Origin of the sequence: Acidisoma sp. PAMC 29798 (genome assembly GCF_030252425.1) — a bacterium.
GTDB classification, from domain to species: Bacteria; Pseudomonadota; Alphaproteobacteria; order Acetobacterales; family Acetobacteraceae; genus Acidisoma; species Acidisoma cladoniae.
This window is the reverse complement of record NZ_CP126994.1, coordinates 862,620-875,754: the sequence shown is the minus strand read 5'-3', so window position 1 is coordinate 875,754 and position 13,135 is coordinate 862,620. Positions and strand designations below refer to the sequence as shown.

General features: G+C 63.8%; 13 protein-coding genes. 1 reads left to right on the top strand and 12 read right to left on the bottom strand.

The window, feature by feature from the left end; translation table 11 throughout:
• The first annotated feature begins 227 nt into the window (after positions 1–227).
• On the top strand, positions 228–1,709 hold the full coding sequence (gene crtI / locus QP803_RS04240) for a phytoene desaturase family protein (protein WP_284946452.1): 1,482 nt from the start codon (positions 228–230) through the stop codon (positions 1,707–1,709).
• On the opposite strand, the gene QP803_RS04235 is transcribed toward crtI, so the two are convergent.
• The 12 genes from QP803_RS04235 to QP803_RS04180 all read right to left on the bottom strand — a co-directional run bounded on the left by QP803_RS04235 (position 1,697) and on the right by QP803_RS04180 (position 13,128).
• A complete protein-coding gene (locus QP803_RS04235; RefSeq protein WP_284946451.1) occupies positions 1,697–1,900 on the bottom strand; it encodes a hypothetical protein in 204 nt (67 codons plus the stop codon). The two genes, crtI and QP803_RS04235, sit on opposite strands and share 13 nt — an antisense overlap.
• Positions 1,901–1,902: 2 nt before the next feature.
• Complete coding sequence (locus QP803_RS04230) at positions 1,903–3,495, bottom strand: c-type cytochrome (RefSeq protein WP_284946450.1); 1,593 nt, start codon at positions 3,493–3,495, stop codon at positions 1,903–1,905.
• Entirely contained in the window at positions 3,492–4,751 is a 1,260-nt protein-coding gene (gene pufC / locus QP803_RS04225; protein ID WP_284946449.1) for a photosynthetic reaction center cytochrome PufC, read from the bottom strand. The genes QP803_RS04230 and pufC overlap by 4 nt, the downstream gene beginning before the upstream one ends.
• The gene (gene pufM / locus QP803_RS04220; protein WP_284946448.1) at positions 4,748–5,752 is read right to left on the bottom strand and encodes a photosynthetic reaction center subunit M; all 1,005 of its coding nucleotides are present in this window, start codon (positions 5,750–5,752) and stop codon (positions 4,748–4,750) included. The genes pufC and pufM overlap by 4 nt, the downstream gene beginning before the upstream one ends.
• A 4-nt stretch (positions 5,753–5,756) precedes the next feature.
• Positions 5,757–6,581 carry a photosynthetic reaction center subunit L gene (pufL, locus tag QP803_RS04215; RefSeq protein ID WP_284946447.1) on the bottom strand — a complete coding sequence of 275 codons (825 nt, stop codon included), beginning with the start codon at positions 6,579–6,581 and terminating at the stop codon, positions 5,757–5,759.
• A gap of 58 nt (positions 6,582–6,639) precedes the next feature.
• The gene (pufA, locus tag QP803_RS04210) at positions 6,640–6,843 is read right to left on the bottom strand and encodes a light-harvesting antenna LH1, alpha subunit (RefSeq protein WP_284946446.1); all 204 of its coding nucleotides are present in this window, start codon (positions 6,841–6,843) and stop codon (positions 6,640–6,642) included.
• A gap of 11 nt (positions 6,844–6,854) precedes the next feature.
• Positions 6,855–7,109: a light-harvesting antenna LH1, beta subunit gene (pufB, locus tag QP803_RS04205; RefSeq protein WP_284946445.1), complete on the bottom strand. Its 255-nt coding sequence runs from the start codon at positions 7,107–7,109 to the stop codon at positions 6,855–6,857.
• 35 nt (positions 7,110–7,144) lie between these two features.
• Complete coding sequence (gene bchZ, locus QP803_RS04200) at positions 7,145–8,608, bottom strand: chlorophyllide a reductase subunit Z (RefSeq protein WP_284946444.1); 1,464 nt, start codon at positions 8,606–8,608, stop codon at positions 7,145–7,147.
• 2 nt (positions 8,609–8,610) lie between these two features.
• Positions 8,611–10,071, bottom strand: coding sequence for a chlorophyllide a reductase subunit Y (gene bchY, locus QP803_RS04195; RefSeq protein WP_284946443.1), 1,461 nt, complete (start codon positions 10,069–10,071; stop codon positions 8,611–8,613).
• A gap of 2 nt (positions 10,072–10,073) precedes the next feature.
• Positions 10,074–10,985 (bottom strand): chlorophyllide a reductase iron protein subunit X, encoded by a 912-nt coding sequence (locus QP803_RS04190; RefSeq protein ID WP_284946442.1) that lies wholly within the window; start codon positions 10,983–10,985, stop codon positions 10,074–10,076.
• Positions 10,982–11,908 (bottom strand): chlorophyll synthesis pathway protein BchC, encoded by a 927-nt coding sequence (bchC, locus tag QP803_RS04185; protein ID WP_284946441.1) that lies wholly within the window; start codon positions 11,906–11,908, stop codon positions 10,982–10,984. Before bchC ends, QP803_RS04190 begins: the two co-directional genes overlap by 4 nt.
• A 101-nt stretch (positions 11,909–12,009) precedes the next feature.
• Positions 12,010–13,128: a methyltransferase gene (locus tag QP803_RS04180; protein ID WP_284946440.1), complete on the bottom strand. Its 1,119-nt coding sequence runs from the start codon at positions 13,126–13,128 to the stop codon at positions 12,010–12,012.
• Positions 13,129–13,135 lie beyond the last annotated feature (7 nt).

Below are 13,135 nucleotides of genomic sequence, written 5' to 3'. Positions count from 1 at the left end.
GCCATCACTTGCGTGATCGCGCGATGAAACCTCCCACACCTCACCGTCTGAGCTTTTGTTCATCCCCAGCACCCACCAAGTTCGTTATCCCGCATGGCGTTACGGACTAATGAATTCGAAAACTCGCGGATTACGCCTTCAGGTCTTCATTTTTTTGGATCATTGTGTAAGTCCGACGGGGATGTCAAATCATTAATGCCTGCAACTCAAGGATGAGTGGACGCGGCGTGAGTGTCATCGTCATCGGAGGCGGATTCGGCGGGATCGCGGCCGCTTTGCGTGCCCGCGCGCTGGGTCACGACGTCACACTTGTCGAAAGGCTCGACCAACTTGGCGGTCGGGGACGTGTCGTGCGGCATGACGGGTTCGTATTCGATGCGGGACCCACGGTGATCACCGCGCCGTTCCTTTTGGACGAACTCTTTACGCTCTTCGGTGAAGTCAGGGCCGACCATGTCTCGTTCCTGCCCGTGTCCCCCTTCTACCGGATCAGGTTCGTGGACGGACGCCACTTCGACCTGACCGGCGATGCCGCTGCGATGCGCGGGGAGGTTATGCGGTTTTCGCCCCGGGACCTTCCCGGCTACGAGAAGATGCAGCACCACGCGGCAGACCTGTATCGGGTTGGCTACGAGCGCTACGGGGCGCAGCCGTTCCACAAACTCAGCACGATGCTGAAGGCCTTTCCGCAGATCGTACGGCTCGGCGGCTATCGCAGCGTCTATGGCATTGTTCAGCGCTATATGCGCGACGACAGCCTGCGCCGCGTCTTTACGCTGCAACCGCTTCTTGTTGGCGGACATCCCTTCCACACCAGCGGTCTCTATGCCCTGATCCAGTATCTGGAACGGATGCACGGCGTCTGGTTCCCAAAGGGTGGCACAGGGGCCTTGGTCGCGGCACTCGCGGCACTCATGCAGCGGCAGGGCATCACCATCCGGCTGCAAACCGACGTGGATCGGCTGTTGCACGAAAATGGGCATATCACCGGAGTTGCGCTAACAACGGGGGAAACCCTTGCCGCCGAAGCCGTGATCGCCAATGCAGACGCACCGGCGATCTATGCGGATCTTCTGCCGGGCGTGAAGCGCCGTCGCTGGACCGACAGGGCCTTGGATCGGCTCGATTATTCGATGGGCCTTTTCGTCTTCTACTTCGGCACCAATCGCCGGTACGAAGCGACGGCCCATCACACCATTCTGCTCGGCCAGCGGTACCGGGAATTGCTCGACGAGATCTTCGGGCGTGTGTCGGACGTGCCGGAGGATCTGAGCCTGTATCTGCACCGGCCGACGGCCACGGACCCCGACATGGCGCCACCCGGCTGCGACGCCTTCTATGTTCTGGCCCCAGTGCCCAATCTGCGCGCCGGCATCGATTGGGCGACCGCCGCGCCGCGGCTCCGTGACCGGCTGGTCGCGATGATGGAGGCGCGAGAATTGCCGGGGCTGTCCGCAGCGATCGTGACGGAGAGCTGGATGACGCCCGAAACCTTCCGCCAGGATTACCGCAGCCGGCATGGCGCCGGCTTTTCAATCTCACCGCGCCTGATGCAATCGGCCTGGTTCAGATTCCACAACACATCCGAAGAGGTGCGCGGTCTCTACCTCGTCGGCGCCGGCACCCATCCGGGCGCCGGGCTGCCGGGCGTGCTCACCTCAGCCAAGGTGGTCGAGACGCTCCTTAAGGAAGACGCTCAGCCCGGCTGAAGCAGGACGAGGTAGACGACCTTCCAGTATGGTAGCGCGAAGAGCACGACCAGACCGGCGAGGCCGGTCCAGACGGCAACGGAGCCGAGGGTGAGCCAACCGCCCAGACGATGTTCCCGCCAGCCATAGACGGAGCCGCCCGTCAGCCAGGCCCAGATCAAGACGATGAGGACGATCCACCAAAAGTACATGATCAATCACTCCCGTTGGTGGAGAGCTGCGTGTAGAGGCGGTCGGCGAAATGTGTCACCTGCCAGGCGCGCTGGTCGGCCGGGATCGTGTCATCGCCGTAGACGATCGGGCAATAGGCGATGGTGAGGCCATTGACCGCGTCGGCGCGCGAAACGGCGGGCGCCAGGCCGTGCAGCTTCTGCACGATGGCGTTCACGTTGTTGAGCAGGTTCGGCATGGTCGTGGACTTGAGCAGATCCTCAAGCCCGTTGGTTTTGTCCGCCAAGACCGTTTGCAGCTGGTCCTGCATCAGGGTCGGGCAGCCATCCGGCCGCTGACCATTGGTGAAGGTATGCGTGTCGCGGCGGATGATATCCACGAGCTTCGGCGTCGCGTTCATCGGCGCCACGTTGCTCCAGCCCTGGCGCACGTAATTGGTGACCGCGACAATCTGGTCATCGGTCATGGTGGCGCCCACGCCCGGCATCAGGGCGTAGGGGCCGCGCGCATCGAGCCCGCCCAGGATGACTCGGATCACGCTCTGCGGCCCGGTCGCGGTGACCATGCCATTGCCGTCCAGCGCTGGAATCTTGCCCGGCAGACCAGCACCGTCGGTCTGGTGGCAGGAGGCGCAGTGACTGAGATAGACCTGCTGACCGGCCACCAGCGCGGTATTATAGGGGCGGCGCTTCCAGCCGTAATAGCTGGGGGTCGGCGGCAGGACGTGAAGATAGGCCACGATGGCGTGCAGATCGGCATCACTCAGATAATGCGTGCTGTAATCGACGACCTCCGACATCGGGCCGGCGACCGTGCCCATCTGCGGGGAATGGCCGTCCCGCAGGTATTGCACAATGTCGTTGTCGCTGAAGCGGCCGAGCCCGGTCATGGGATCGAAACGCAGGCTGGGCGCATACCATTGGGTGATCGGGGCGCCGAGAACCGACAAGGCCACTGCCGTATTGCCGAGGAAGTTGCGATGGTTGTGACACTCACCACAATGTTCGAGGCCGTTGACGATATAGGCGCCGCGATTCTGCTCGGCCGTGAGGTGCGGATCGGTTTGGAACCGATCCCCGATGAACAACAGGTTGTAGCCCTTGATCGCCGGCCGGAGGTTGAAGGGAAACCAGATCGTACTCGGCAGTCGCGGTGCATGGATGGGCGGCAGCGAAAAGAGATAGGTCTTGATCGCCAGAATATCGTCATCCGGCAGGGTTGCGTACCAGGGGTATGGCATCGCCGGATAGATATTCTGACCGGTTGGCGTCACGCCGCCACGCATCAGGCGGATAAAGTCGGCATCGGTATATTTGCCGATGCCCGTGTCCACATCGGAGGTGATGTTCGGCGTCGAAATCTGGCCGAAGGGCATGCCCATATACTGGCCGCCGGCATAGGCTTTACCGCCATCCGCCACGTGGCAGCCGATGCAGTCGCCCATCGTCGTCAGGTATTTGCCCTTTGCGAGCAGGGCGGCATCGGTCGAGGCGGGCTGGGATGGCCCCTGCCCCGGCGTCTGGACTGGCACCTGGGTTGCCCCCCAGCCGTGGGCGGCGAGCAGGCCCGCCATCAGAAGGACGGCCGCTCCCCCGCCGAGGCGTTTTTTGTTCATGGCGTGGCACCTCCCGACTGGACGACGGTCGCCGATAGCAATGGCCCGGATAGCAATGGTCCGGACGACACCGGAGCGGACAAGCTCGCCTCCTTCTGATCGGATCCCGGCTGGAACAGCGAGGATTTGGGCGGTGGCGCGGCTTGCGCGGTCGTCGCGTTGCCGTTGGTGGCGTGGGTGAGTTCAGGGTAGAGCGCGACGACATGCGCACCGTAATAGGGGGCATAGGCACCCTGATGACAGGTCGCGCAATTGATCTTGGCGACGTCGCCCATCGGCCCGAGCCGCCCGGCTGGAAAGAGGTTCGTGATCGGAACCATGAAGTTGTTGTTCAGGTCGCGCACCATCTCGATTCCATACCACGCCGTCAAGCGGCTTGGCGTGCCCTGGTCCCACATCGAGAAGGCACGGCTATTATGGCAGTAATTGCAGCCGACCCCCAGCGAATGCGAGAAGTGCATCATCAGCGAATAGGTCCACTCGGTCTGCGCGATCGAGGTCCGGTTGTTATTCGGAAGCGCCGTATTCCCTTGAACGTTGATCGGCGCCGCATTCAACAGGAAGGGTGTGAACGGATCGGAGGGCAGTGACGAGTTATCTGCGGCAGCCGCCGGCAAATCCATACCCGTGGCCGTCGCGGCATAGCCATGCAGGCCGCCCGGCGGAAGCTGGAAGGTCCAGGTATTCTGCGGCGCACCCTGGCCACGATGACAGGTGCCGCAGGTCACGCCGGCGGCGCCGACGTGGCTCTTCCAGTTCTCGTTGATATACTGCGTCATCAGAATCATGTGGCGGGCGATGTTCTTGGTATAGACGGCGTCGGACGCCATATTCGCCACGGAATGGCAGTAGGCGCATCCGACCTGCGGCGCCACCCATTGGGCCATCGCCGCCATCACCCTCAGGAAGTCGTTGGAATCGACGGTCTTTAGTATCTGGATGTTCTTGTAGACGGACGCGGACGACGTGCCGGCGGGGGTGACCGCTGGATATTCCCCGGTCGGCGCATTGAGCGGCAGGTTCACCTTGCTCGCCGCGAGGTTGTACTGCTCGATCATGCCGGTGCCGCGATAGCCCAGCTGAACGCTGGCCATGGGCAGCGTTTGCAGCGTGCTCGCAAGACCCCAGACGATGAGCGCAGCAATAATGCCCAGGGCCGCGCCCGCGGTCTTGTAGGGGCTGGTGCGGGCAAAGGTGACCGTCCCCGTGAGCAGCCAGGCTACCAGACGGAAGGGAGCAAACAGGATCCGCATCATTTGAGCACACCACGGAGATCAGTCAGAGGCGTGGCGATATGCGCATAGACCAAGGGGTAGACCGGCGCGAGACCGTGCTTCACGCCCCACAGATACCAATTATCGACAACGGTGCCTGACAGCAGGATGCCGATACCGCCGGTCAGCGGGCAGAGCACCGCGAACCACCAGGCCCAGCGGTGAATGGATTCGAAGGTCGCGTTAAAACCCATGGTCCAGCGCCAGAAGATCGCGCCGCGCTCGGCCGCCGTGCCGCGATCGGTGACGAGCTCGAGTTCGCGCTCACCCCAGTAGCGGCTGGTGGCCAGAATGGTGCCGCCATGCATCGCGAAGAGCAGCGTCGATCCGTAAAGGAAGACGATCGAGAGCATGTGGAACGGGTCATAAAAGAGGTTGCCGCTGCGTATCGAGATCGCGGCCGTCCAGTCCAGATGCGGGAAAATGCCGAAGGGCACGCCCTCACCCCAGGACCCCATGAGCAGCGGACGGAAGAAACCACAGACGAGATAAAGCCAGATGGCGGCGGCGAAAGCCCAGGCGACATGCGTGCCAAGGCCGAGCGCCTTGGCGCGGCGATAGACCCGCACCCACCAGAGGATAATCGACGTAGTCAGGAAGAACCCCGCCATGAGCCACCAGCCACCCTGGTTCAGCGGCGGTATATGCAGGCCGTACGACGGCGCGGGTGGCTCCAGCCCCAGCCAGGGCAGCAGCCGGATGAACTGCACCGGGTCCCAGTTCACCGAGGCCAACATATTGAGCCCGATGATCTCGAAAGCGATGAAGCCGCAGACGATGGACAGGAGGCCACATCCACCCAGGTAGAAGGGTCCAACCTGGGCTGCGCCGATCAGGCCCATCAGATAGGAGTGGAAGGGCTTGCCGATCCGGTTCTCCAAACCCCATTTCAGGGGCGCGCCCTTATCCACCGGACCGCGCACTTGAATGCGGTTGAAGATGTTCTGGTATTGGATGCCGAAGGTCGAGCGGTAATCGAACATAACCCTATCCCCAGATCGGGAGGTTAAGCCACCAGTTCCACCACTGCGGCCAACCGTGGGTCCACAAGGGCCCGCTGATGACGATGCAAATGGCGCTCCAGACGCCGGCATTCATGGCGCAAAACCAGCCAAGACGATGAATGCCGAGTGGCCCGATTGAATAGACGATCAGATCGCGGAAGAAACTGTCTTCATAACCCGAGGGTTTCACCGGCTCGTCGTCGCCCGGATTGAGGGCCGAGAGGATGACACCGCCATGCATCGACAGGATCAAGGTGGTGGTGAAGAAGAACGTGACCGCGATCATATGCGCCGGATTGTAGTGGAATTCGAGGTGCTGGTAGCCGACGTTGCTGACCCAATCGAGATGGGAGATGATGCCATAGGGAAAACCATTGCCCCAGGCGCCGAGCATGACCGGGCGCACAACTTCCAGCGTGATGTAGGCCAGGATCGCGCAAGCGAAAGCGATGGGCGTATGCAGCCCCATGCCGAGCTTTCGCGCGATCTCGATCATGCGGAGATCCCAGGACACGAAGGCCCCAATGGCGCAGAAGGTGATCCACTGCCACAAGCCTCCGCTGTTAAGCGGCGCGAAGCCCAGCCCGTATCGCAGATCCGGCGGCGGGATATTGATCTGCCAGACATTCCAGGTCGGTCCGATCGCGGCGCCATACACGATCAGCGCGGTGCCGATGATCGTAAAGAAGATCGTGGTGACGCCAAAAAAGCCGACGTAGAACGGCCCGACCCAAAAATCGAACAGATCCCCGCCTATCAAAGTACCGCCGCGTATGCGGTATTTGTATTCGAAGTTCATCATGGCCATGGCGGCGTCTCCCCGCTCCGTCGAAGACCGGCTCTCACCGGCCCCCGACGGAACCCATTCAGGGTGTTTTCGTGGATGGCATAGGCGTCATTTGCTGGACCTGTGACGGACCGCCGTAGCGATCTGCATTCGGACCATCCAGCCAGTTGAAGCGGCTGGTGCTCAGCAGGATGAAGTGAATCACCAACGCAAGGATCAGCAGGAAGACGAACAGCGTCGTCAAAGCCCGCCTTGGGTCGAACAGTATCCAGACGCGATGCATGGCGCTCTCCCTCAGGTCAGCATGAGAGAGGCGGCATGCGTCGCGAAGACGCCCAGGCCATGCACTGCCGGATGATCCAGCAACATGGAGGTCTGGTAGCCATGCACGCCCGGCAGCCAGGGACGCCACGCCCAAGCCAAGATATGGGCAATGATCGCAATGCCCACGAAGATGCAGAAGCTGATGACGAAGATTCGGTTGAATTCCTTCGCCTCGCCCTCGGTCAGACCCGAGAGGGTCGACCGCCTTTCAAGATCGCTCGCCATGGTTTTGTCTCCTCATGAAGTCGGTTGATCGCTGGTCACGACATGGCCATCGCAGCCAGCGAGGTCGCAACGCGCGCAGCAGTGACGCACGGTTCCGCGTCTCGCCGCGCATCTTTCTCGATCCGCTCTCGCAACTGCTTGGCGGCTGAAATGCGGATGAGGAACGGCTCGGTCTCAACATGATCGTCGAACAAGGCCCGCGCCTCCGGTTCCCAGACCGGGGGTGCGGCCTCGCCGCGCGCCAGCGTCGGCTCGACCTGATCCAGGTCGCGGCCAAGCGGCAGCATGTTGAACAGCATGTCGAACAGGGCGTTGCAAAACTCCTGAACGATATAAGTGGCGCCGGCATAGCCCATGAAGGGCGTGCCCGTGGCGCGGCGGATAATCGCACCCGGAAACGACGCAGGAATATAGATCGAGCGCAGGCCAAGCTCGACCGCGTAAATACGCTCGTTATTGGAACCGAACAGCACCACCGGCGGGTTCTTCTTCAACGCCGCGCGCACGCCCTGATTGTCCGGCTTTACGCCGGCCACGCGGGCATGGGCGAAAGTGCAGGGAATGCCCAATTCCTCAGTCAGGAACTGGCGTAGTCCGTGCTCGTAGGTGGCCGTCGCCACCACGGCGAAGCTCGCGGTCGCGAAGAAGTCCTGCGTCACACTGCGCCACAGATCCCAGATCGGCTTGATCGTCGCCTGCTTCTCGCGTGCAATGAAGGGTTCGGGATCGACACCGACGATTTCGCCCAGGGTGCGGAGGAAATTTGTCGTCGCAAACAGGCCGATCGGCGCCTGCAGGAAGGGCTTGCCCAATTCCTCGCACAACATCCGGCCGAATTCGCGGTAGAGGCAGATATTGGCGACGGCATCGACGAGTTTCGGTGTGTCATCAAGATGCGCACCCATCGGATAGACGAGGTTGACCTCGCAGCCGATCCCCTCGACCAGACGGCGGATCTCGGCGAGGTCGGATGGCATGTTGAAGGTGCCGTGGATCGCGCCGATGATATTGACCAGCGGCTTGGCGGGCGCAGCCTTCGCCGGCTCCTTGTTGTTCTTGGTGACGCGGATGCCTTTCTTCTGGCCGAACTGGCTATGCAGCCAGAACAGCGCACGATCGGCGCATTGCCACTGATCCTCATCGATCGTGCGCGGAATGAAGCGGTGCAGACCTGAGCCTTCCGGCGTGACACCGCCACCGATCATCTCGGCGATGCTGCCGGTAACGACGACGCCGGGCATCCGCGGATCACCGACGCGGTTCGCCTGCTTCATGGATTCCTCGGTGCCATCGCGTGACAGCTGGTCTTCGGAAAGACCGGTTACTGAGACTGGCAACTCATGCGGCGGAAGCGCATCGGTGTAATGCAGCACGGCGGTGACGGGCAGGTTTTCGCAGCCGACCGGACCGTCGATGATGACGCGCAGGCCGCGCAGAGCGGTAAAGACATAAACGGCGCCCCAATATCCGCCGGCGCGATCATGATCGATGACCAACATGCTCAGGTCCCCATCGACGCGGCGAGGCTGTTGATCGCCGTGGGCGCGACGGGCGGCGGCGCGGGCGCAGCGTCTGGCGTGCTGCCGAAGAAGCTCACCATGCGGGCGAAGCGCTCCCGCCCACGGGTTTGGGCGGCGATCGAACTCGCCAGGGCCGCCGCACCGGGAATGCCGAACAATGGCCGCGAGGACATGATATTCGTGAAATACACGGCAGGAATGCCGTTCTCCTTCGCCTTCTGCACCACCGGCGTGGTGCCGATCGCGAGGTCGGGCTTCACTTCACGCATCGCTGCGAGATCCTGCTCCAGCGAGGCGCGGAACTGCACATGCGCCCCGTGCGCGATCAGCCAGGCCCGGTCTTCCTCATTCCAGGCCGTGCGGGGGCAGGCCGTGCCGACATAGGGCACTTCCGCACCCGCCTCGATCAGCAGACGCGCCACCAGAAGTTCGGACCCCTCATAGCCCGAGACGGTGATGCGCGCGTCGATCGGGTTGGCCGCGAGCACGCCGGCCAACGCCGGCAGGCAGGCCTGGCGCGCCGCTTCGATGCGGCTGTCCGGCAGACCCGCCGCCCGGCCGACGGCGGTCAGCCAGGCATCCGTCGCCGCGACACCCACAGGGCCGGAGCCCACAACGGGCCTTCCTGCCGCCTCGAACTCACGGATCGACGCCGTGTAGAAGGGATGCACCGCCGCCGCCACACTGCAATCGAGCGCGCCGTACAGGTCGCGCCATTCGCGCGCGGGCGTGCTGGGCGCAACGCCGAGGCCCATCGGCGCCAGCAGGCCGCCGATGCTCATGGGGTCGGCCGGAAACAATTCGCCGATGAGGGCGACGGTCGGCTGGTCGCCACGCGGGCCGCGCGGGCGCTGCACGGGGCCGGCCTCGATCTCGGTGCGGGCGGCGCGCAGCATCGCGCCCGCCAGCACATCCTTGGCCTCGGCATGGGTCGGCACGCCGAAACCCGGCACATCGATGCCGATGATGCGCACGCCATCGATCTGCTTCGGCAATAGGTCCAGCGGCACGCCGGAGGCAGTCGGCACGCAAAGATTGATGACAACGACAGCGTCGTAGTCGATTGCCTTCGCCGTCTCGAAGACCGCGTCGCGGATATCCTCGTAGAGTTGACCGCGCACCAGCGTCTCAGAATTGAACGGCACATAGCCGACGCTGCGCCGCGCCCCATAGAAGCGCGAGGTAAAGGTCAGCCCGTAAACGCAGCAGGCTGAGCCGCAGAGGATGGTCGCGACGCGTCGCATCCGCAGGCCCACCCGCAAGGAGCCGAAGGCCGGGCACATCGATTGCGGCTGGTCATGCGGGCCACGCGGATAATCCGCAATCAGCCGCTCCAGCACTTCGCCCTTGCCCGCGGCCGTCGCGGCGGCAACCATTCTCTCCCGGCCGCCGTGGCAGCCGTCGCCGGTATCCGGCGGAATCGGCGCCTGCATGCCGTCCATCACTATACGCCCTCGTAGACGACTTCGAGTGACGGGCGCGCGGCCGCAGCCGCCAGGCCGCCCATGTCTTCCATCGTCGCGGGAAGCAGCGTCACACCCCGGCCAACTGCTTCGCCCTTGAACAGCGCGAGCAACCCGTCCTGCGTCAGCGGACGCGGCCTGCGCGGCGGCGCGAGGTCCACTTCCTTCGCGAGGGCTGCGAACATCGGCTCCCACGGCGATCCGATGCTGCCGACGATTTCGTAATTGGCGCTCTTGCGGCGAATGTCCTCATTGGCGGGAATGGCCGCGAGCACCGGGATGCCAACGGCATCGGCGAAGGCCTGGGCCTCCCCAGTGCCGTCATCCTTGTTGATGACGAGACCAGCGACGCCGACATTGCCGCCGAGCTTGGCGAAGTAGTCGACCGCCGAGCAGACATTATTGGCGACGTAGAGGGATTGCAGATCGTTGGAGCCGACAACGATCACCTTCTGGCACATGTCGCGGGCGATCGGCAGACCGAAGCCGCCGCAAACAACGTCGCCCAGGAAGTCGAGCAGCACGTAGTCGAAGCCCCATTCATGGAAGCCGAGCTTTTCGAGCAGCTCGAAGCCATGAATGATGCCGCGCCCGCCGCAGCCGCGACCGACTTCGGGTCCGCCCAGTTCCATGGCGAAAACGCCATCCCGCTTGAAGCAGACATCACCGATGGAAACCTTTTCGCCGGCGGCCTTCTTGCGCGACGATGTCTCGATGATCGTCGGGCAAGACCGCCCGCCGAAGAGCAGCGAGGTCGTGTCGCTCTTCGGATCGCAGCCGATGAGCAGAACGCGCTTGCCGTGCTCGGCCATGGTGTAGGACAGATTGGCGAGCGTAAAGCTCTTGCCGATTCCGCCCTTGCCGTAGATGGCGATGATCTGGGTCTCGGTCATGACAGGCTTCTCCAATCCATAATCATCTTCAGGCAGTCAGGATCACCGAATGCCGTGGCGTAGGCGGCTTCCGCCTCCCGCGCCGGACGACGATGCGTGATCAAATCATCAAGCGAGAGCGCGCCCGACGCCATCAGCGTCTGCACAGCCGCAAGGTCGGCAGGCCGGAATTCGGCCGCGATGCGAAACCGCGCCTCGCGCATGAAGGCGGGCGGAAAGGTGAAACTCAGCGGCGCATGGTAGAAGCCCGCGAGCACAATTTCGCCGCCACGCCCGAGGCGCGCGACGAGCCGATCGAGGATCGTCGCGTCACCGCTCGCGTCGTAGATTGTTGTGTAGTCACGCCGGGGGTCATCTTCCTCGGCCATGACGCCGGTGCCGACACGGCGGCACGCCTGGTTTTCCCAGATCGTGGGCGCAGGATGCCCAAGGGCGACCGTGACGCGCGACAGCAACCGGCCAAGAATGCCGTGGCCGACAATGAGTTCCGGCGGAGGCGCATCGGCGAGGGCGTGATAGGCCGTGGCGGCCAGTGACAGCAGCGCGCCACGCTCACCCAGATCGGCATCGATGGTGGAGACGCGCGCACCGGGCACCACCAGCCGCGCCGCAGCACCGCCGAACAGGCCGCGCACATCGGTAAAGCAGCGTGCGCCGGGCACGAAGACGAATTCGCCGCCCCGCAGACCGGACTCGGCGCCGGCATCGACGACACGACCCACCGATTCGTAGCCTGGTACCAGCGGATAGCCCATGCCAGGGAAAGTTGGCATCTGGCCCGCCCAGAGCAGACGCTCGGTGCCGGCACTGATGCTGGTCCAGTGGATATCGACCACGACATCCTCCGCGCCCGGATCCGTCAGCGTGACGGTGCGAAGCGCTGCCTTGCCAGGACCATCCATCACCACGGCAACCGTCTGCATCGTCGATCACATCCCTGGTTGCGGCCGGCGACTGTGTCGCTCCGGCAGCCGTTATATGTCAGGTTAACATTACACTAGTTAGAGTCAACTTAAATAGACACTTATTGGGCCAGCATGACGCGCGCCACCATGGGCATCCGCCCGCGCAGCAGGCGCGTTTGCGAAAAGCCCGCCTCCAACAGCATCTGTTTGATCCGCGCGGGCGTTCTGGCGCAGCCGCCACCCATGGCGAGGAAGTAGAATCCGAAATAGGCGTCGCCCACGGGCGCGGCACCGCGTGTCTGCGCCATGGGTTCGGCAATGAGCAGCGTGCCGCCGGGCGGCAGGGCCACACGGATAGCGCGCAGCAAGACGCGCGCGACATCATCGTCATGGTCGTGCAGAACACGCACCAGGCTCACCAGGTCAGCGCCGGTCGGTAGCGACTCGGTGGTGAAGTCGCCCGCCACGACATCGCATCGCGTGGCGACCGGAGATGCGGCCAGACCGTCGCGCGCCAAGCGCGCCACGGGCGGCAGATCGAACAGCGTCATGCGCAGGTTCGGCGCATGGGCGCCCGCTGCCATGAGAAAGGCGCCGTTACCGCCGCCCACATCCAGCAGATGCCGGTGGCGGCGCAGAGGATAGATGCCGAGCACCTCGGCCGACACGAAGCGCTGGCTGGCAGCCATCAGCGCCGTATAACCATCCGGTGTTGCCGCCCCCTCGCCCGCACCCTTCGCATAGGGCCAGTAATTGGCGAGGGATGTCTGCGTCGTCTCGCCCCGCAGCAGCGCCACCGGATCGCGCAGATCGTCATACAGCATCCCGTGATGCTCGATCATGGCCGTGACGCCAGGGTTGTCGATCAGCGCCGCACCCAGCGCGCCAAGCCCGTACAGCGCACGTCCGCCCGCATCCTGGCCGCGCCGCGCCATGAGCCGCAGCGACGCCCCGGCATTGAGCAGCCGCTCCATCGCGGATTCGGTCATGTCGAGTTCGAGTGCCAGGGACGCCGCCGAGCGCGGACCCGCCATCAGCCGCTCCGGCAGCCGCAACTGCACGGTCGCCAGCAGCACCTGCGAATAGACGAAGCCCGCGCACAGATCGAACAGCGCCCGTGCCCGCCATCGGGCGACGGGACGGGTCAATGGAAAAGCCCCCGCAGCGCGGCGAAACCCCTCGGTCGCTTGCACACGCGCGATGCGATCGCGCGCCCAGTCTGCCAGCGAGGTCGCCATCGGGGAG